The sequence below is a fragment of the Bacillus sp. 3a genome, from assembly GCF_017161885.1.
GTDB lineage: Bacteria > Bacillota > Bacilli > Bacillales > Bacillaceae > Bacillus > Bacillus safensis.
Genome location: NZ_CP067376.1, coordinates 225965 through 244961, shown reverse-complemented (window position 1 = coordinate 244961; position 18997 = coordinate 225965). Strand labels below are relative to the sequence as shown.

Below are 18997 nucleotides of genomic sequence, written 5' to 3'. Positions count from 1 at the left end.
ACCCTTACCGGTATGTGTATATATTTTTTGTTTTTATATACCCCCATGGGTAATTGTGAAGGAGGAGCAGGATGGCAGAACAGAAAAAACGCACGACGATTGTGCTATTTAGTGGAGATTATGATAAAGCAATGGCGGCTTACATTATTGCCAATGGTGCAGCGGCCTATGATCATGAGGTGACGATTTTTCATACCTTTTGGGGGCTGAATGCCTTGCGCAAGGATGAAATGGTGCCAATGAAAAAAGGTTTTTTAGAAAAAATGTTTGGCAAGATGATGCCGCGCGGGGCTGATCGAATGGGCATTTCAAAGATGAATTTTGCTGGAATGGGCCCAAAAATGATTAAGCACGTGATCAAAAAGCACAATGCCATGACCTTGCCGCAGCTCATTGATATGGCGAAGGAACAGGAGATTAATCTCGTAGCATGTACAATGACGATGGACCTTTTAGGGCTGCAGGAGAAAGAATTATTAGATGACATTCAATATGCTGGTGTCGCCGCTTATTTAGCAGAGGCTGAAATCGGGAATGTGAATTTATTTATTTAGTGAGGTGATGAAATGATTCAAGCGATTTTGTTCATCCTGGTGATTGGCTTACTCGTGAGCCGGTTCCTACCAGTACGAGGTGTGAACCAAATGGATGCAGCCGATATGAAGAAAAGGCTGAAAAACAAAGGTCAACAACTCATTGACGTACGATCTCCAGTAGAATTTCAAACAAACCATATTAAAGGGTTTCGAAACATTCCTTTACCTCAGTTAAAAGAACGAGCTTCTCAGCTTGAGAAAAATGAAGAGATCTACGTGATATGCCAAAGCGGAATGAGAAGTATGCAGGCAGCGAAAATATTGAAGAAGCAAGGATTTACTCATATTACAAACATCAAGGGTGGTATGAATGCTTGGCATTAAGCACGCATAAAAAGATACCCCCGCCCCTATATAAAGGAGGACATCATATGCAGCAACCAACAGTCATTTTAGATGCAAAAGGATTGGCATGCCCGATGCCGATTGTGAAAACAAAAAAACAAATGAATGAGCTTTTGCCAGGAGATGTACTTGAAGTGCAAGCTACCGATAAAGGATCAGCAGCGGATTTAGCGGCTTGGTCAAAAAGTGCCGGCCATGAGTTTTTAGGAACAAAAGTAGAGGGTCAGGTGCTCCATCATTTGATTCGTAAGGGCGGAGCACAAGAGGAAGAGCCTATGATTTCGGAAATATCTTTGAATGCCTTTCAACAGAAGGTAAAAGAAGATCAATCTCTGTTTATTTTGGATGTACGAGAGCTGGATGAATACGAAGCGGGGCATATCCCAGGAGCCGTTCATATCCCGCTTGGAGAGGTGGAAGATCGTGCAGAGGAGTTAACAAGAGAATCGGACATTTATCTCATCTGTCATTCAGGCAGAAGAAGTGAATTAGCTGCGCAAAAGCTAAAAGAGAAAGGATTTCAACAATTAATCAATGTGGTGCCAGGCATGAATAGCTGGACAGGAGCCATTGAAAAATAGGAGCTGAATAAAACATGACGGTAAAAGCCATGACTGCAGAGCAGTTAACAAAAAAGATCGTGGGCAAAGAGCCGCTCTTTTTGCTAGATGTGCGAAATCAAGCAGATGTGCAGGACTGGAAGATTGAAGGGGAAGCAATCGTTGATATGAATGTGCCTTATTTTGATCTGCTTGACGGAGTAGAGGGCCTTTTACAGCACATTCCTAGTGACCGTGAAGTGTTGGTGGTTTGTGCCAAGGAAGGTTCCTCTATCCTGGTGGCGGAGATGCTGTCAGAGGCTGGCGTGCCTGTTCATTATTTGCAGGGCGGCATGAAAGCATGGAGTGAGCATCTAGAGCCAGTGAAAATAGGTGATTTAAGCGGCGGCGGAGAGTTGTATCAATTTGTACGGATGGGCAAAGGGTGTCTGTCCTATATGATCGTGTCCAATGGAGAAGCTGCAGTTGTAGATGCAGCTCGAATGACGGAGAGCTATATCGATTTTGCAAAAAAGCATGATGTCTCTGTGACGCATGTGCTGGATACTCACCTTCATGCAGATCATATTTCTGGTGGGAAAAAGCTGGCTGAACTAACGGGTGCTACCTACTGGCTGCCGCCAAAAGATGCAGAAGAGGTAACCTTTGAATATAAACGTCTTGAAGAAGGACAGCAGATAACGATTGGAACAGCTTCTATTGATATTCAACCCATTTATTCCCCGGGACATACAATCGGCTCAACATCTTTTATCGTAGACAATCAATATCTTCTTTCAGGTGATATTTTGTTTATTGATTCAATTGGAAGACCTGATCTTGCTGGAATGGCGGAGGACTGGGTAGATGATTTGAGAGAGACGCTTTATGAACGGTATATGGCGTTTTCAAAGGAATACATCGTTCTGCCTGCGCACTTCATGACCATCGAAGAAATGAATGAAGACGGCAGTGTTTGGAAGGAGCTCGGCTCACTTTTAAAAGAAAATCATGGGCTCCATATTGAAGATCAACATGTGTTTAGAAAGATGGTGACGGAAGGTCTGCCTGCACAGCCGCATGCCTTCCAAGAGATTCGTCAAGCCAATATGGGGAAGCTGAACCCAGATGTGGAAGAGCAACGTGAAATGGAAATGGGTCCAAACCGTTGTGCGATTCGATAATGTCCAATAAAATAAGAAAAGAGGAACGATTAAATGACATCTGATCAACTATTAGACGTAACAGGGCTCGCATGCCCAATGCCGATTATTCGAACGAAGAAAAAAATGAACGACTTGGCGGAAGGTCAAGTTTTAGAAATACATGCAACAGATAAAGGGGCTAAAGCTGACTTGGCCGCATGGGCGAAGTCAAGCGGACATGAATTGATCACGCAGACAGAAGAAGGTCACGTGCTGAAGTTCTGGATGAGAAAAGGGTCCTAAAGGATGTAGGGGTATCTGCTGAAGATCCCCTTTTCCTTTTGCAAAGGAGGAGACCAGCGTGGATTTTGCATTTTTGATTACTCTTTTTATCATCGGATGTATTGGTTCCTTCTTATCAGGAATGGTGGGGATCGGCGGATCTGTGATCAACTATCCCATGCTGCTTTATATCCCGCCTCTTCTCGGTGTGATGGAACTATCAGCACACGAGGTATCAGGGATTGGCGCCATTCAAGTGCTTTTTTCGACACTGGGTGGTGTACTTGCTTATCGGAAAAGCGGATTTTTACATCGCTCGCTGATTTTATATATGGGAAGCAGTATATTGGCGGGCAGCTTATTAGGCAGTTATGTATCACATTTTATGCCGGAGAAAGGGATGAACCTCGTCTATGGATTACTCGCCATTGTAGCGGTTATTCTCATGCTGATTCCGAAAAAAGGGCAGCGTGCAGACGCAGAGGGAGAAGTCACTTTTCATAAAGGGCTGGCATCAGCTATTGCCTTTGTGATTGGGAGTGTTTCAGGGGTATTAGGTGCAGGCGGCGCATTTATTTTAGTGCCTGTGATGCTGTCTATTTTAAAAATTCCTGTACGGATGACGATTGCGTCGTCACTTGCGATTACGTTTCTTTCTGCGATAGGCGCATCGACTGGAAAGGTATTGACGGGTCAGGTCATGCTTCTTCCTGCTGTTGTGCTGATGGCGGCAAGTTTGATGGCAGCTCCGATTGGTGCGAAGGTCGGTCAGAAAATCAACGCCGTCTACTTGCAATGGGCACTTGCTGTGATGATTACGGCGACAGCGGTCAAAATTTGGCTGGATATTTTATAAAGAAAAGACCAACAAAGCAAGCATGTTGGTCTTTTTTATTGGACGTCATCGTGCTCGATATACGTTTCTAGTGCTGGGTGGTACTCTTTTTGATAATGAAGGTTGGGACATGTTTTCACGACTTTGCCTTGCAGGGCATTGGACTTTGAGACTTCTAATGCTGATTTACATTTAGGACAGCGTTCGGCAAAGAATGAGGGCCAGCGTTTCATGTATCACCACTCCAGTTAAAGTCTTAAAAACCGATTATATTAATATGAATTATAGTGGATCATGCAGGTGAGGTCAATGGGTGTTTGGGTCTTTTTAACAAAAAAGAAGCATCATGAGAGATGCTTCTTTATCGTTCATATTCTTAATAGGCTTTCGCCCAGAACACCATATCAGATGCAGGCTTTCCGCAGCAGACACATGTGTCAGAAATGGTTTCCTGTTCGAATGGAATACAGCGTGAGGTCGCACCTGTTCTTTCCTTAATGTCGTTTTCACAGGCTTCATCACCGCACCACATGGCTTTAATCAATCGGTTTTCTTCCGCAAGAATTTGCTCGATGTCTTCGATTGTGTGGGCGTGTGATGTCTTTTCATGTAATCGTTCCTTCGCTTTTTCGTACATCGTCCGCTGGATGTCTTCAAGCGTTGCTGTGATGGTTTGTTCAAGGGCATCTAACGTGACAGATTGCTTTTCACCAGTGTCTCGTCTTGCAAGCATCACCTGTCCTTTTTCGATGTCCTTTGGTCCTACTTCTACACGTAGCGGAATACCCTGCATTTCACACTCGTTGAATTTCCAGCCTGGCTGTTTATCGCTTGCGTCGATGTCAGCACGTGCGATGCGGGCGAGTCGATTCTTCAATTCGTAGGCATGATCCAGCACACCTTCTTTATGAGAAGCGATTGGGACGATACGCACTTGGGTTGGCGCAATATTTGGCGGGAGGACGAGCCCTCTGTCATCGCCATGAACCATGATCATAGCGCCAATGATTCTTGTTGTGAAACCCCAAGAGGTTTGCTGGACGTGCTCTAGTTTTCCTTCACGGTTTAAGAATTCGATGCCAAATGCTTTGGCAAAACCGTTCCCGAAGAAATGAGAAGTGGCAGTTTGCAGCGCTTTTCCATCATGCATCAAGCTTTCAACCGTATAGGTGAAGCGAGCGCCGGCGAATTTTTCCTTCTCTGTTTTTCTCCCTTTAATGACAGGAATGGCAAGGAGATCTTCGCAAAGAGAAGCGTAAATGTGAAGCATTCTTTCTGTTTCTTCAATCGCTTCTTGCTCAGTCTCATGGCACGTGTGCCCTTCCTGCCATAGGAATTCAAGGGTTCTGAGGAAGGGACGTGTTGTCTTTTCCCAGCGGACGACATTGGCCCATTGGTTATATAGCTTCGGTAAATCGCGGTAGGAATGAATAATGTTTTTGTAATGCTCAGCGAACAGCACTTCAGAGGTCGGTCTGACGCAGAGCCTTTCTTGTAATTCGGATTCACCGCCATGTGTCACCCACGCCACTTCAGGAGCAAAGCCTTCGATATGATCTTTTTCCTGCTGAAGCAGGCTCTCTGGGATAAAGAGCGGCATATAGACATTCTCATGACCCGTTTCTTTAATCTGGCGGTCAAGTTCGTCGCGAATATTCTCCCAGATTTTAAAGCCGTACGGCTGTATGATCATACTGCCTCTTACGCTTGAATAATCGACGAGCCGCGCCTTTGTGACAACATCTGTATACCACTGGGCAAAGTCGTCTTCCATGCTTGTAATTTTCTCAACAAATTGTTTCTTTGACATTGCAGGTTCCTCCTTTTTAAAAATAAAAAAGCTGTACTTTAAGTTAGGGACCATTCCTGGTGGTACCACCCTAATTTAAAGCACAGCTTTACACTCAATCATGATAACGGTATGAACCGCTGTATGAAACAGAACTAAATCGGCAGGTTCACTTGAAGATGTCAGTAGGAACTTCTCAGCACCGTTCCCTCTCTGTTAAAGATCGATTCAAGCTACTATTCCAGATCTACGTTGATCCTTGTTCGTTGATTTTTCATCAGTTTACCTGTAAACGGAGGAGAAAGCAAGTTGTTCTGATTCCTTTTACGGCGCCTTTTGTTTAGGTAACGGAATGGCAGTATTTTTCTATTTTTACAGCTTGCGAGTTATGAAAGGCTATGCTAATATATTTTAAGAAAAAAATAGACTTGTATAACCTCAATAATATGGTTTGAGGGTTTCTACCAGGATCCGATAAATCCTGATTACAAAAGCGCGCTTTCCTTTTTTGTAATCAGGGTTTTTTTGTTTGTCTGCACCCTGTATCAAAAGTGAAAGCGATGATATACAGAAGGGATGTTAGACATGAACTGGAGAGTATATTTATTAGCCGTTTCTACTTTTGCGGTTGGATTAGTTGAGCTTGTGGTCGGGGGCATTCTGCCAAGTCTTGCAGAGGATTTGAATGTGTCTCTTGCAACAGCCGGACAGCTCATTACGGTATTTGCGATTGTGTATGCCATTTCAGCACCCGTGCTGCTGACCGCTACAGCCAAAATCGAACGAAAGCGCCTTTATTTAATTGCGTTATTGGTGTTTACATTAGGAAATGTGTTCACTTATTTTAGTTCGACCTTTGCCCTTGTCATGATATCAAGGGTGTTGATTGCGATGAGCACAGCGCTTGTGGTGGTATTATCTTTGACGATCACTGCCAAATTAGTGGAACCAGCGCATCGTGCAAAGGCTTTAGGGCTGATCTTTATAGGAATTAGCTCCTCACTTGTTCTCGGTGTACCGATCGGTATTTTTATTACAGAGAGCTTTGGCTGGAGAGTGATGTTTTTAGGAATCAGTATTCTTTCTGCCATATCGATGGTGCTGATCTATTTTCTATTAGAAAAAATGCCTGTTGAAAAAGTGACGCCTCTTAGAGAGCAGATTCGTTCTTTAGGACATCCGAAAATTTTTAGTGCACACTTGATCAGTTTGTTTATGCTTGCAGGCCACTATATGCTTTATTCTTATTTCACTCCATTTCTGATGGAAGTTCTGCATATGACCCCGTTTTGGATTAGTATTTGTTATTTGATCTTCGGACTTGCGTCGATAGGCGGGAATGGATTTGGCGGCTGGCTGAGTGACAAACTGGGTTCAGGGAAAGCCATTTTGCTTGTGACAATCGCGTTTGCGGTTGTTATGTTTACCATTCCTTATACAGCGGGGGTGTTCGTGCTCTTTATGGTCATGGTTGTCCTTTGGGGTGCGCTCAGCTGGGCACTGACGCCTGCTTTGCAGAGTTATTTGATTCAAACAGATCCTGTCACGTCTGATATTCAGCAGAGCTTAAATACATCGGCCTTGCAAATCGGCATTTCGATTGGATCAGCGGTTGGCGGAGTCATGTTTACGATGACCGGTTCATCTGTTGATCTGGCTAAATTCGGTGCTGTGTTTGTACTGATTGCCTTTAGCTGTGCGGTGATTTCGCTGAAGAGACCGCCGCTTTATATGGATCGTCAGCATCATGCTGAATAGCTGCCTAATGATAGGCAGCTTTTTTATGTTCTACTTCATTCTATTCAAAGACCGCCATTTCGCCAATTGGTTGGAAGCCGGCACGCTGGTAAATATTTTTGCCGTCCGCTGATGCTTGTAAGATGACACATTTTTGTTTATTCTTTGTCTGGGTCAGAAGGTAATGGAACATGTCACTGCCAAGTCCTTTTCCGCGGTGTTCTGCCTTTGTTATGACATCATAAATACCGTAGCTGTCGTTTGTCTCAAATAATAAGCCTGTTGTGACCGGCTTTTGGTGTTCATACCCCACGAACATGCGAGCTTTTGAGTGTAATGCTTCAATCGAAAAACGCTGGAAATAGTCTTCTAAGGCGACGGCCTCAGTCGACCCTTTGAATAGTTCAATAAAGATATGTTTGTAATCAAAGAGTGTCTGCTCATCAAGAACTTCCTTGATTGTAAGTGCTGAGGATGTGACTGGATCAATGTCACCTGTATGCTCAAGCATCATGATGGTATTGCGTTCGACCTCTTGAAGATGATATTCCTTTAATAAATCAGTCCAATCAGGATGGAGTAAGCGGTGATCGATCCATGTGCTGAATATGAGTTTCTGTGACCGCATGTGTTCAATGGCTGCTTTCACTTTATTCGGATCTTGGATTTGAGCTGATGTTGGTAAGAGCAAATTGAACGTGTCAGTCGATATATGAGTATTTGATAGAACGAAATCGTCCGATGCAAGGAAGGCTCCGTTCACAGCAGAGGAAAACAGATGTATCTTTTCTTCTAACTGGTGAATGGCCATTTGTTGTTCAGGATTCATTTAGATCACCTTTTCATTATGATAAATTGGATGACATCCCCATGATTATAGCATGTGACAGGATGAGGGGAATCTAGTAAAAAAGTGCATATGCAATTTTCAGGTCTGATGTCCTATTATTTTACTCACATCGACATTTCTTTTGACTCCTTTCTTCATTATTAGTACCATTTTATTAACCAGTTAAGAGTGGAGGTTCAGATGGAAACAAAAGAGCAGATTGTATTAAAAGCGATTCAAGATCTGATTATGCATAGGGAAAAGAGACGGAATGATCCAACAGATCCACTGATTACCACGACTGATACACTCAAACAAGAATGGACACTCACACAGCTTCACATTTTATCGATGATTCAAGCCAATCCAAACGAATCAAATAATACATTTCTATCTCAACAGCTAAAACTATCAAAGCCAGCTATTACAAAGGCTGTGAAAAAACTAATTGAAAAAGGCATGGTGGACTATTGCCACCGGCAAGGTGATAAGAAATCTGTCTATTATTCTTTGACAGAGGAAGGCAAGCAATTGGCGGCGCTGCATGATGAACTACATGATAAAGCAGTCATGTCCTATTTAGAATTTCTCCACCAGTTTCATGAAGATGAATTACAAGTGATTGAGCGCTTCTTAAAGGCTTGGAAAGAAAAGATATAGTTAAAAAACCGAAACCATCGCACAAAGGGAGATGATGGTTTCGGTTTTTTTATGGTAAAATTAACATATATTGACGTTGTTCTTAGCCATGATGAAAGGGAGGGAGCTCATTGGAGAAAGAAATAATAGAAAATTATAAAAAATACGCATTCATCATGCCATTCGTGGGATTGTTTGTCAGCTTGCTATTATTTGTTTATTTTTTTGGCATCACAGGAGTTGAAGGATCAATTTGGGCTGCTGCTTTGTATTGTGCTCTGCCCTTTTTGGTGAATACGATATGTTTCTTGCCTGTATGTATTTATTTTAAAGTCACCAAAAAAAATGAGGAACATACATGATTGTCGTCAGTGCCTGTCTTGCTGGGTTGAAGGTTCGTTATAATGGCAGTCATCGATTAGATCAGCGAATTGAGGAGCTTGTTCAGGAGGGAAAGGCGGTCACAGTTTGTCCTGAACTGCTTGGCGGCTTTTCCACGCCAAGGCCTCCCGCAGAAATCATTGGCGGAGACGGACATGATGTATTACAGGGCCTCGCCTCCGTGATTGATGTACATGGAAATGATGTCACGGAGATGTATGTAAAAGGCGCGAAGGCCGCGCTGGAACAGGTTCAGTCTCTGAAAGCGACGGCGGTTGTGTTAAAAGAGTACAGCCCTTCCTGCGGCAGCCGGATGATTTATCGCGGAGATTTTAACGGGGGGACAAAAGCTGGAGATGGAGTGACATCCGCCTTGCTTAAACAGCACGGAATTCAGGTATTTTCTGAGGAGGATGATTGGACTTCACTGTTTTTATAGGTGTGGTGTGAATAGAAGGAGGAGTTAGGTTGAAAAAGTGGATGATTGGTTTAGTCGTCATTATTTTATTAGGAATTGGTCTTTATTTTATAATCAATGCAAAAACATACTCTTTTGATGATGTGGCCTCAATTGATCAGAACAAGGTGACTTCGATTCAAATTGAGCATGATAATGAGCGTGTTATGGTTGAAAAGAAAGAGGATATTCAAAAGCTGCTGAAGGAATTTTCGGGTATGAAATTAAAGAAAACGAATGAAACTAAAAAAACTTCAAAAGAGTCTTATTGGATCAGAGTGTATGAGAATGAGAAGGAAACATATGGTCTGACTTTTTACGATCAAACATTTTTAGAAACATATGATTTTTCTAAAACAAAAGATCAAACCAGCGAATATCAAATCGTTGACACCAATCAAGTTGATATAGGAAAATATATCAAATAGCTCAGCCAGAATTTTATGCATGATCAATCGAAAATTCGGGTATAGTGCTTGGTAGTTAAAAATGAAGCGGAGGTTTGTTTGATGAGTGGATTAACAGATACAGTCACATTAGCAAACGGAGTAAAAATGCCGAAGCTAGGCTTTGGCGTATGGCAGGTAAAAGATGGGGATGAGGCTGTAAATGCCGTCAAAGACGCTCTTGAAGCGGGCTACCGCAGCATTGATACAGCAGCCGCCTATCAAAATGAAGAAGGGGTAGGCAAAGCCATTCAGCAATCAGGCATCTCTCGCGATGATCTATTCATTACGACAAAGGTCTGGAATAATGATCAAGGCTATGAATCAACACTCGAAGCCTTTGAAACAAGTATGAACAAGCTGGGGCTAGATGTATTAGACCTTTATTTAATTCATTGGCCTGTTGAAGGCAAATATAAAGAAACATGGAAAGCGCTAGAGAAACTATATAAGGATGGACGCGTTCGAGCGATCGGAGTGTGTAATTTCCATCAGCATCATTTAGAGGATTTATTGGAAGAGGCAGAAGTTGTGCCAATGGTGAATCAAATTGAGCTGCATCCGAAGCTGACGCAGGAGCCTTTACGAGACTACTGCAAATCGAAAGGAATTCATGTTGAGGCGTGGTCGCCATTAGGAAGCGGGAAGCTTCTAAACCATCCCGTTCTTCAGGATATCGCGAAAAAGCATGACAAATCAGTAGCGCAAGTGATTCTTCGCTGGGACTTGCAGCATGGCATTATCACCATTCCAAAATCTGTGACGAAGAGCCGAATCATCGAAAACACACAAGTTTTCGATTTCGAGCTGTCCGCACGTGAGATGGGTGTCATTGATCAGCTCAATGAAGATGAGCGCACAGGTCCAGATCCAGATAACTTTGATTTTTAATCGAAAGAAAAGCACAGGTGCGATGCCTGTGCTTTTTTTGTGTAGTTTTTTGATGTTGAAAGGCCTCAATGATTTGAATGGCGTCGATAATCTTTTCTTTAGCATAGTCTCCAATCAAACAATCGAATATATGAGAAGAAAGGCCCTTCCGTTTTATGGAATTGAGCCGCCGACATTGCCTTTAGGTATGTATTTCCTGTATGATAAAGAATGGTATGTTTTGATTAAATTTAAGAGGTGTTTATATAGATGGAAAAACAATATCGCGTTTTACTTTACTATCAATATGTCCCCATTGAGGACCCAGAGACGTTTACAGCAGAGCATTTAGCATTCTGTAAGGAGCTTGGTTTGTTAGGCCGTATCCTCGTATCAGCAGAAGGCTTGAACGGAACTGTTTCTGGAACCATTGAACAAACGGATAAGTACATGCAAGCGTTAAAAGAAGATCCACGCTTTGCGTCTATGCCGATCAAAATTGACGAAGCAGATGGTCATGCGTTTAAAAAAATGCACGTCCGTCATCGGAATGAACTAGTGAACCTTAGCCTAGAGGATGATGTGAATCCGTTAGAATTAACGGGGAAACATCTTAGCCCGGTCGAATTTTACGAGCAAATGCAATCACCTGATACGGTTGTGATTGATGCACGTAATGATTACGAGTTTGATGTTGGTCACTTCAGAGGGGCAGTCCGTCCTGATATTGAGACATTCCGTGAATTACCTGAGTGGATTCGTGACAATAAAGAGATTCTTGAAGGGAAAAAAATCCTGACGTATTGCACAGGCGGTGTACGCTGTGAGAAATTCTCAGGCTGGTTAAAGCGTGAAGGCTTTGAAGATGTCTCTCAGCTTGACGGCGGAATTGTCACTTACGGAAAAGACCCAGAAGTGCAAGGGAAGCTATGGGACGGTCAATGCTATGTGTTTGATAATCGCTTAACAGTACCAGTGAATCAAACAGAGCATGTGGTGGTCGGAAAAGATTTCTTCACTGGTGAGCCTTGCGAGCGTTATGTGAACTGTGCGAACCCTGCATGTAACCGTAAGATGATTGCCACTGAAGAGAGTGAGCATAAGTATATGCGCAGCTGCAGTCATGAATGCCGCACAAGCGAACGGAACCTGTATGTGAAACAACACAATTTATCTGAAGAAGAAGTTCAAGAAAGACTAGCTGTCATTGAAAAAGAACAAGCGATTTCACAAGGATAGAGGGAATCCCCTCTATCCTTTTTTTCTATACATGACGGGGGTTAGAAGATAGAGGAAGTCATTTCCTCTATCTTTTTTGTTTTGTTTTTTTCAAAATAAGGGTAAAGGTAGTTATTCAGTCTAATAGATTGAACAGGTGAAAAAGCGCTTTCTTTTGAAATAAGCATGTTCGACTATTTCAGAAAATGAAGAATTGAGAGATAATATAACAGGCAAAAAATGAATAAAGGTAAAGGTTCATTAGAAGAAATATTTGCCAGTAAAATGAAAAGTGAGCTGCTTTGAAAGAAAGACGCTTGCTTGACACATGCTCTGTATTTTAATCGAAAGGTGTTATGAACATGAATCATTTGCATCGTAGGATGGGAACTTTCGCTTTAATGATGGTAGGCCTTGGCTCAATCATTGGTTCAGGATGGCTCTTCGGTGCTTGGCGTGCAGCTCAAATCGCCGGTCCTGCTGCTATTTTATCCTGGTTGATTGGGATGGTTGTGATTTTATTTATCGCTTTGTCTTATAGTGAACTCGGATCGATGTTTCCTGAGGCAGGCGGAATGGTGAAATATACGCAATATTCACACGGATCTTTTATTGGGTTTATTGCAGCTTGGGCGAACTGGATCGCCATTGTCTCCGTGATACCAGTTGAGGCGGTTGCTTCCGTCCAGTACATGAGCTCTTGGCCTTGGGAATGGGCAAAGTGGACATCCCATTTGGTCACAAAAGGGGTATTGACGACAGAAGGTCTTATGGTTGCCAGTGTGCTTCTTGTGATTTACTTTCTGCTTAATTATTGGACAGTTGGGTTATTTTCAAAAGCAAATACATTCATTACCGTGTTTAAAATTGTCATTCCAGGATTAACAATTGGTGCGCTCTTATTCATAGGTTTTCATAGTGAGAATTTTACTTCTGGAACAAGTATTGCCCCTAACGGCTGGGCGAGTGTGCTGACAGCGGTTGCGACATCTGGGATTGTGTTTGCCTTCAATGGCTTTCAAAGCCCGATTAATATGGCCGGTGAGGCAAAAAATCCAGGCCGGTCGATTCCAATTGCCATTGTCGGATCGATTTTCATTGCAACTGTGATTTATGTCCTTTTACAAGTCGCCTTTATCGGTGCTGTTGATCCATCTATGATTGTGAACGGATGGGGTCATTTGAATTTCAACTCGCCATTTGCGGACCTTGCCATTGCGCTTGGGATTAACTGGCTTGTTTTGATTTTATATGCGGATGCGTTTGTGTCACCTTCTGGTACAGGAATTACGTATACCGCAACGACGTCTCGGATGATTTATGGAATGGAAAAAAACAAATACATGCCAAGTGTGCTTGGCCGTCTGCACCCTATTTACGGCGTGCCTCGTCAAGCAATGTTTTTTAACTTAGCCGTATCGTTTATCTTTCTGTTTTTATTTAGAGGCTGGGGTATACTTGCAGAAATTATCTCTGTCGCTACACTCATTTCTTATTTGACTGGACCAGTGACCGTCATGACGCTGAGAAAGACAGGGACAGATTTATATCGTCCGCTTCGAATAAAAGGACTCAGCATCATTGCTCCTCTCGGTTTTGTCTTTGCCTCATTGACACTGTATTGGGCAAGATGGCCGTTAACAGGTCAGGTGCTGTTCATTATTCTCATCGGTCTACCTATCTATTTTTATTATCAAGCAAAAGCGAAGTGGAAAGGCTTCGGCCGCAACTTTAAGGCGGGTGCTTGGATGGTTGTGTACCTGCTTGTGATGATGACGATTTCCTGCCTTGGCAGTGACAAATTCGGCGGTTATAACATCATTCATTATGGCTGGGATATGGCACTGATTACAGTGGTAGCTCTGCTATTTTATATGTGGGCACTCAAAAGTGGATATGAAACAGAGTTTTTAGAGGATGCGAAAAAAATCAATGATGAGCTGCGTGCTTCTCAGAAAGAAGCTGCAGCAACCAAAGAATAAAGAAACGGCTGCCTGAACACTCGGGGCAGCCGTTTTTATTTGGATGAAAGGTGCATCACATGCCGTTTCAGCCAAGTGGTGACGCCGCGCAAAACCGCCGCTGTGACAAGTGAAATGAGCACATATCTCCAAAGCTGGCCTAAGCCTTGTCCACTCAGCCAGAACACGATGCCTAGAATGATGAGGGTGAACATGAGCAAGAATAAAAATGATGCAGACCAGAAAAAAGCCTTCACAGAAGGTCACCTCCTCAGGAGTATTGTATGCAGGCTGATGCACGATCAGACCAGCAATGAAGAGGTTGACTATTGATGAGAACTATTGCTAAAGTCAGATAAAAATATCAAGTGATTTGACAGTTGTGTTAAGATGAGAGCATATTTTGAGTAAAGTTGTTGGTCATAGACGGAGGTGTTTGGAAATGCAGATTCAAAAGGTTCTAAACAATAATGTCATTAGTGTCATAGATGAACATGGAAAAGAAATCGTCGTCATGGGCAGAGGCATCGCTTTCCAGCGACGTCCCGGGGACCCGGTGGACGAATCGTTGATTGATAAAGTCTTCCGCCTGGAGGATCATTCTGTTCACGAGCGGATGAAAATGCTGCTTCAAGAGGTTCCGTATGATGTGGTCAAGGTGACGGAGGAAATGATCCAATATGCACATACAAAGCTGAACCGAAGATTAAACGAAAGTCTGCATGTATCGCTGGCAGACCATATTCATTACGCCATCGAACGGCTGAAGAAAAATCATCTGATTGAGAATTCGCTTATTTGGGAGATTAAACGCTTATACAAAGATGAATTTCTTGTGGCAAAGGACTGTCTTGAGATGATTGAAGAGCGTCTTCATATTGAACTGCCGGAGGATGAAGCAGGCTTTATTGCCATGCATATCATTAACGCAGAGCTCAATGAGGATATGAATACGACGGTCAATATCACAAAGGAAGTCAATGCCATTCTCACCATTGTGAAATATCATCTCAACATGGAATTTGATGAAGACTCACTCAACTTTTATCGCTTTCTCACGCATTTGCGCTTTTTCGTCCAGCGTCTGATTAACGAAACACTGCTTGTCAGCGAAGATCAGGACTTATATCAGCTGATCAAAGTGAAATATCCGAAAGCATACGATTGCGCAAAGAAAATCGCAGAATATGTCTATCAAACCTATCACCGGGATCTCACATCAGAGGAGATGCTGTATCTATCCATTCATTTGAATCGACTGATCAAACGAGAAAAATAAAGATAGATTTTAAAAGAAAGCGTTGACATGAGAAAAGGTGAGTGGTACTATTTGCTCATAAACATAAAAGAATACGGTTTCACAATGATCGTCTTAGAGGATTGTGACTGTTCGGCAGGCAAAACCTAAACGTTCACTGAAAAAGCGCAACAGCAAGCTGCGACTATTTTTGGTGCCCGTTTAGGTTTTTATTTTGCCCAAAAACGTATTTTTTTGAAAAAAAGGGGGTTTTTGCATGAGTTATCGTCAATTAGCAGAAGACATTATTAAACACATTGGTACAGAGAAAAACGTCCATTCATTGGTGCATTGCGCCACAAGGCTTCGTTTCACCTTAAATGACAGATCAAAAGCAGATAAAGCGGCCATTGAAAAATTAAATGGCGTCGTTACCGTTATGGAAAGCGGCGGCCAATTTCAAGTGGTCATTGGCAATACCGTACCAGAGGTATATCGAGAAATTGGAGAGTTTACGAATCTATTAGAGGATTCCGCTGCTTCATCTGCAAAATCAGGTGAAGAGAGCACAAGCCTTTTCGGGAAATTCGTCGACATTGTATCGGGGATTTTCACACCACTTCTCGGTGTCATGGCGGGTGCAGGTATTTTAAAAGGTCTATTAGGCATCTGTATCAACGCGAAATGGTTATCTCCTGAAGATACGTCGTATCAAATTTTATTTGCTGCGTCAGACAGCTTGTTCTACTTCCTGCCATTATTGCTCGCATTCACTTCTGCTAGGAAGTTTAAAGCGAATCCGTTTGTCGCTGTGACGATAGCGGGTGCACTGATTTACCCAACCATTCAAGAATTGTCAAAAGGCGGCGGAGATGTGACCTTCTTCGGGATACCAGTCGTCTTAATGTCTTATACATCTACGGTCATCCCAATCATTTTGGCAGTGTTTGTCATGGGATATATCGAACGTTTCTTTAACAAAGTCATTCATGAAAGTGTCAAAAACTTTATTACTCCACTGATTTTGCTTGTCACGGTTGTTCCGCTGACACTCATCGTATTTGGACCATTTGGTGTGTATGCAGGGAATGGCATTGCAGCTGTTTTGCTGAAAGTATTCTCCTTTAGTCCTACACTTGCAGGTGCTTTAATTGCGATGGCTTGGCAGATTCTTGTCATCTTCGGAATCCACTGGGGACTTGTGCCAGTGATTTTAAATAATATCGCAGTCCATGGGAAAGATCATATCAAGCCGGCCACTGCGCCAGCTGTATTTTCACAAGCCGGTGCTTCCATCGGTGTTATGCTGAAAACAAAGAATAAAAAACTGAAATCACTGGCTGGATCAACAGCAGTTTCTGCTGTGTTTGGGATCACAGAGCCAGCTGTATACGGGGTCACACTTCGTTTGAAAAAACCATTTATTGCAGCCGTTATCTCTGCTGGGGTCGGCGGTGCGATTATCGGTTATTCACAAAGTATTGCAATTGCGTCAGGCCTTCCAAGTTTACTGACACTGCCGATTTTCTACGGTCAAGGATTTACAGGGTTCATCATCGGAATCTCGGTCTCGTTCGTCCTTTCGATCATCCTAACCTATTTGATTGGATTTAAAGATCCAGTAGATGAAGATGAAACGCCGGCAGCCGCTTCTGCACCGGTAATTGAAAACGAACATGGGGTCAAAGCAGCTCATGTGAAAAGTCCTTTAAAGGGCGAGGTCATTAAGCTGGAGGAAGTGCAGGATAAAGCATTCTCATCTGGTGCATTAGGAAAGGGCGCAGCCATCATTCCATCAGAAGGAAAGCTGTTTGCACCAGTATCAGGAGTTGTGACAACGGTGTTCCCAACTGGACATGCGTATGGCCTAACCTCTGAAAGCGGAGCAGAGGTACTCATTCACATCGGACTGGATACCGTACAATTAGGCGGAAAGCATTTTACCCCGAAGGTTGCTCAGGGGCAAACCATCACAGAAGGCGAACTGCTTGCTGAGTTTGACATAGAAGCCATCCAAGCTTCAGGCCTGTCAGTCACAACACCTGTCATTATTACCAATTCAGGTGAGTTTAGCGATATCATTGAAACGGAAGAGAAACAAATCACACCAGGCCAATCATTTTTACATCTAGTTTAATCAAAAGGAGGAAGAAATCATGAGATATTCAACACTAGCATCATTTCCAAAAGACTTTTTCTGGGGCGGATCTACTTCCGCCTATCAGGTAGAGGGTGCGTGGAACGAGGATGGCAAGGGGCCTTCTGTCATTGACATGAGAGCAAGTTATCCTGAAGGGACAACGGATTTTAAAGTCGCAAGCGATCACTATCACCGTTATAAAGAGGATGTGAAGATGTTTGCAGAAATGGGCTTGAAGGCTTATCGCTTTTCCATTGCGTGGACACGGATCATTCCAGATGGAGATGGGGAAATCAATCAAAAGGGGATTGAATTCTATCATTCTCTCATCGATGAATTGCGCCGCTATGACATTGAACCAATCGTGACAATGTATCATTTTGACCTGCCTCATGCACTTCAAGTAAAGGGAGGATGGTCTAACCGCGGGACAGTGGATGCGTTTGAACGCTATGCAGAGGTGCTATTCAAGGAGTATGGTCAGAAGGTGAAATATTGGCTGACCATTAATGAACAAAACATGATGATCTTACATGGATCAGCGCTCGGTACACTTGATCCAAATTTAGAAAATCCGAAAAAAGAACTGTACCAGCAGAATCATCATATGCTCGTTGCACAGGCAAAAGCGATGACGCTTTGTCACCAAATGCTGCCTGAAGCGAAAATTGGACCAGCGCCAAACATTGCGCTCATTTATCCGGCTTCTCCAAAGCCTGAAGATGTGCTTGCTGCGGCGAATTACAATGCGATCCGCAACTGGCTTTATCTTGATATGGCCGTGTTCGGACGTTATAACAACCTTGCTTGGGCGTACATGAAAGAAAAAGACATTCTTCCTGTCATCGAAGAGGGAGATATGGATATTTTGAAAAGCGCGAAGCCAGACTTCATTGCCTTTAACTACTACACCTCACAAACGGTTGAAGCGAGTAAAGGAGATGGCAACGACGAATTTGCACGCGGTGGAGATCAGCATTTGAAATCCGGTGAAGATGGCGTCTACAAAGGCGGCAACAACCCATTCTTAAGCAAAAATGCGTTTGGCTGGGAGATTGACCCTGTCGGCTTCCGTTCAACGATGCGCGAGATTTATGACCGCTATCAGCTGCCGCTTATTATCACGGAAAACGGATTGGGTGCATTCGACAAGTTAGAAGAAGATGGATCAATTCAGGATGATTATCGAATTGATTATTTAGAAAAACATATCGAGCAAATCAAATGGGCAATCACAGACGGCGTCGAGGTATTCGGATACTGCCCGTGGTCAGCCATCGACTTAATCAGCACACATCAAGGATGCTCCAAGCGCTACGGGTTCATCTACGTCAATCGCGACGAATTTGACCTAAAAGACCTTAAAAGAATTCGCAAAAAGAGCTCTTATTGGTATGAAACCTTGATTCAGCAAAATGGAGACAACATCGGGAAATAACGATAAAAAAGCCAATCACCTTATGCGGGTGGCTGGCTTTTTTTCGTTCATTTTATTGGAAAGATCATATTGTTCGAGTTGTTCTAACATGATAGTCTGATGGTATATTGTAA

21 protein-coding genes, 1 riboswitch and 1 other annotated feature are annotated in these 18997 nt (G+C 43.0%); of the genes, 17 read left to right on the top strand and 4 right to left on the bottom strand.

Annotated features, from left to right (window positions below; translation table 11 throughout):
• The first annotated feature begins 71 nt into the window (after positions 1-71).
• Genes JJ692_RS00970 through JJ692_RS00945 form a run of 6 tightly spaced genes read left to right on the top strand, consistent with a single transcriptional unit; the run spans position 72 to position 3763 of the window.
• Positions 72-554 carry a DsrE/DsrF/DrsH-like family protein gene (locus JJ692_RS00970; RefSeq protein ID WP_034283069.1) on the top strand — a complete coding sequence of 161 codons (483 nt, stop codon included), beginning with the start codon at positions 72-74 and terminating at the stop codon, positions 552-554.
• A gap of 12 nt (positions 555-566) precedes the next feature.
• On the top strand, positions 567-920 hold the full coding sequence (locus JJ692_RS00965) for a rhodanese-like domain-containing protein (RefSeq protein ID WP_073203581.1): 354 nt from the start codon (positions 567-569) through the stop codon (positions 918-920).
• Positions 921-967: 47 nt separating this feature from the next.
• Positions 968-1522, top strand: coding sequence for a sulfurtransferase TusA family protein (locus JJ692_RS00960; RefSeq protein ID WP_024424423.1), 555 nt, complete (start codon positions 968-970; stop codon positions 1520-1522).
• Positions 1523-1536: 14 nt separating this feature from the next.
• On the top strand, positions 1537-2664 hold the full coding sequence (locus tag JJ692_RS00955; protein WP_206534137.1) for an MBL fold metallo-hydrolase: 1128 nt from the start codon (positions 1537-1539) through the stop codon (positions 2662-2664).
• Positions 2665-2697: 33 nt separating this feature from the next.
• Entirely contained in the window at positions 2698-2928 is a 231-nt protein-coding gene (locus JJ692_RS00950) for a sulfurtransferase TusA family protein (RefSeq protein ID WP_024427452.1), read from the top strand.
• Positions 2929-2986: 58 nt separating this feature from the next.
• The gene (locus JJ692_RS00945) at positions 2987-3763 is read left to right on the top strand and encodes a sulfite exporter TauE/SafE family protein (RefSeq protein WP_044333439.1); all 777 of its coding nucleotides are present in this window, start codon (positions 2987-2989) and stop codon (positions 3761-3763) included.
• A 35-nt stretch (positions 3764-3798) separates the two neighbouring features.
• Here JJ692_RS00945 and JJ692_RS00940 read toward each other — a convergent pair whose 3' ends face one another.
• A complete protein-coding gene (locus tag JJ692_RS00940) occupies positions 3799-3975 on the bottom strand; it encodes a hypothetical protein (RefSeq protein ID WP_162860209.1) in 177 nt (58 codons plus the stop codon).
• A gap of 143 nt (positions 3976-4118) precedes the next feature.
• Positions 4119-5552 (bottom strand): proline--tRNA ligase, encoded by a 1434-nt coding sequence (gene proS / locus JJ692_RS00935; protein ID WP_044333441.1) that lies wholly within the window; start codon positions 5550-5552, stop codon positions 4119-4121.
• Positions 5553-5594: 42 nt separating this feature from the next.
• Positions 5595-5790 (bottom strand) — a binding site (T-box leader).
• A 149-nt stretch (positions 5791-5939) separates the two neighbouring features.
• Positions 5940-6039, top strand: a riboswitch (purine riboswitch).
• A gap of 77 nt (positions 6040-6116) precedes the next feature.
• On the opposite strand from proS, the gene JJ692_RS00930 reads away from it, so the two are divergent.
• A complete protein-coding gene (locus tag JJ692_RS00930) occupies positions 6117-7289 on the top strand; it encodes an MFS transporter (protein WP_151040764.1) in 1173 nt (390 codons plus the stop codon).
• Between the two features lie 40 nt (positions 7290-7329).
• On the opposite strand, the gene JJ692_RS00925 is transcribed toward JJ692_RS00930, so the two are convergent.
• Entirely contained in the window at positions 7330-8097 is a 768-nt protein-coding gene (locus JJ692_RS00925) for a GNAT family N-acetyltransferase (RefSeq protein WP_206534136.1), read from the bottom strand.
• A 201-nt stretch (positions 8098-8298) separates the two neighbouring features.
• Between JJ692_RS00925 and JJ692_RS00920 the strand changes: the two genes are divergently transcribed.
• The 7 genes from JJ692_RS00920 (at position 8299) to JJ692_RS00890 (ending at position 14090) form a co-directional block, all read left to right on the top strand.
• Entirely contained in the window at positions 8299-8757 is a 459-nt protein-coding gene (locus tag JJ692_RS00920; protein WP_073203595.1) for a MarR family transcriptional regulator, read from the top strand.
• A gap of 110 nt (positions 8758-8867) precedes the next feature.
• A complete protein-coding gene (locus tag JJ692_RS00915; protein WP_073203598.1) occupies positions 8868-9098 on the top strand; it encodes a hypothetical protein in 231 nt (76 codons plus the stop codon).
• A complete protein-coding gene (locus JJ692_RS00910; RefSeq protein ID WP_024427446.1) occupies positions 9095-9556 on the top strand; it encodes a 2-thiouracil desulfurase family protein in 462 nt (153 codons plus the stop codon). Before JJ692_RS00915 ends, JJ692_RS00910 begins: the two co-directional genes overlap by 4 nt.
• 29 nt (positions 9557-9585) lie before the next feature.
• A complete protein-coding gene (locus tag JJ692_RS00905; protein ID WP_073203600.1) occupies positions 9586-10002 on the top strand; it encodes a DUF5301 domain-containing protein in 417 nt (138 codons plus the stop codon).
• Between the two features lie 81 nt (positions 10003-10083).
• Positions 10084-10911, top strand: coding sequence for an aldo/keto reductase (locus tag JJ692_RS00900; protein ID WP_034283114.1), 828 nt, complete (start codon positions 10084-10086; stop codon positions 10909-10911).
• Positions 10912-11160: 249 nt separating this feature from the next.
• Positions 11161-12129, top strand: a complete 969-nt coding sequence (gene trhO / locus JJ692_RS00895; RefSeq protein WP_039176148.1) for an oxygen-dependent tRNA uridine(34) hydroxylase TrhO — start codon at positions 11161-11163, stop codon at positions 12127-12129.
• A 341-nt stretch (positions 12130-12470) separates the two neighbouring features.
• Positions 12471-14090, top strand: coding sequence for a glutamate/serine transporter AimA (locus JJ692_RS00890; RefSeq protein WP_073203603.1), 1620 nt, complete (start codon positions 12471-12473; stop codon positions 14088-14090).
• A 35-nt stretch (positions 14091-14125) separates the two neighbouring features.
• On the opposite strand, the gene JJ692_RS00885 is transcribed toward JJ692_RS00890, so the two are convergent.
• Positions 14126-14326 (bottom strand): hypothetical protein, encoded by a 201-nt coding sequence (locus JJ692_RS00885; protein WP_024424410.1) that lies wholly within the window; start codon positions 14324-14326, stop codon positions 14126-14128.
• A gap of 185 nt (positions 14327-14511) precedes the next feature.
• Between JJ692_RS00885 and licT the strand changes: the two genes are divergently transcribed.
• The 3 genes from licT to JJ692_RS00870 all read left to right on the top strand — a co-directional run bounded on the left by licT (position 14512) and on the right by JJ692_RS00870 (position 18884).
• Positions 14512-15348, top strand: coding sequence for a BglG family transcription antiterminator LicT (licT, locus tag JJ692_RS00880; RefSeq protein ID WP_024424409.1), 837 nt, complete (start codon positions 14512-14514; stop codon positions 15346-15348).
• 235 nt (positions 15349-15583) lie between these two features.
• Entirely contained in the window at positions 15584-17443 is a 1860-nt protein-coding gene (locus JJ692_RS00875) for a beta-glucoside-specific PTS transporter subunit IIABC (protein WP_206534135.1), read from the top strand.
• Between the two features lie 19 nt (positions 17444-17462).
• Entirely contained in the window at positions 17463-18884 is a 1422-nt protein-coding gene (locus tag JJ692_RS00870) for a glycoside hydrolase family 1 protein (RefSeq protein WP_041106167.1), read from the top strand.
• Positions 18885-18997: the final 113 nt, after the last annotated feature.

What these genes read in the sequence shown, in the direction of transcription:
- JJ692_RS00970 (WP_034283069.1), top strand. Translation starts at nt 72, where the DNA reads ATGGCAGAACAGAAAAAACGCACGACGATTGTGCTATTTAGTGGAGAT.
- JJ692_RS00965 (WP_073203581.1), top strand. Translation starts at nt 567, where the DNA reads ATGATTCAAGCGATTTTGTTCATCCTGGTGATTGGCTTACTCGTGAGC.
- JJ692_RS00960 (WP_024424423.1), top strand. Translation starts at nt 968, where the DNA reads ATGCAGCAACCAACAGTCATTTTAGATGCAAAAGGATTGGCATGCCCG.
- JJ692_RS00955 (WP_206534137.1), top strand. Translation starts at nt 1,537, where the DNA reads ATGACGGTAAAAGCCATGACTGCAGAGCAGTTAACAAAAAAGATCGTG.
- JJ692_RS00950 (WP_024427452.1), top strand. Translation starts at nt 2,698, where the DNA reads ATGACATCTGATCAACTATTAGACGTAACAGGGCTCGCATGCCCAATG.
- JJ692_RS00940 (WP_162860209.1), bottom strand. Translation starts at nt 3,975, where the DNA reads ATGAAACGCTGGCCCTCATTCTTTGCCGAACGCTGTCCTAAATGTAAA.
- proS (WP_044333441.1), bottom strand. Translation starts at nt 5,552, where the DNA reads ATGTCAAAGAAACAATTTGTTGAGAAAATTACAAGCATGGAAGACGAC.
- JJ692_RS00930 (WP_151040764.1), top strand. Translation starts at nt 6,117, where the DNA reads ATGAACTGGAGAGTATATTTATTAGCCGTTTCTACTTTTGCGGTTGGA.
- JJ692_RS00925 (WP_206534136.1), bottom strand. Translation starts at nt 8,097, where the DNA reads ATGAATCCTGAACAACAAATGGCCATTCACCAGTTAGAAGAAAAGATA.
- JJ692_RS00920 (WP_073203595.1), top strand. Translation starts at nt 8,299, where the DNA reads ATGGAAACAAAAGAGCAGATTGTATTAAAAGCGATTCAAGATCTGATT.
- JJ692_RS00910 (WP_024427446.1), top strand. Translation starts at nt 9,095, where the DNA reads ATGATTGTCGTCAGTGCCTGTCTTGCTGGGTTGAAGGTTCGTTATAAT.
- JJ692_RS00900 (WP_034283114.1), top strand. Translation starts at nt 10,084, where the DNA reads ATGAGTGGATTAACAGATACAGTCACATTAGCAAACGGAGTAAAAATG.
- trhO (WP_039176148.1), top strand. Translation starts at nt 11,161, where the DNA reads ATGGAAAAACAATATCGCGTTTTACTTTACTATCAATATGTCCCCATT.
- JJ692_RS00890 (WP_073203603.1), top strand. Translation starts at nt 12,471, where the DNA reads ATGAATCATTTGCATCGTAGGATGGGAACTTTCGCTTTAATGATGGTA.
- licT (WP_024424409.1), top strand. Translation starts at nt 14,512, where the DNA reads ATGCAGATTCAAAAGGTTCTAAACAATAATGTCATTAGTGTCATAGAT.
- JJ692_RS00875 (WP_206534135.1), top strand. Translation starts at nt 15,584, where the DNA reads ATGAGTTATCGTCAATTAGCAGAAGACATTATTAAACACATTGGTACA.
- JJ692_RS00870 (WP_041106167.1), top strand. Translation starts at nt 17,463, where the DNA reads ATGAGATATTCAACACTAGCATCATTTCCAAAAGACTTTTTCTGGGGC.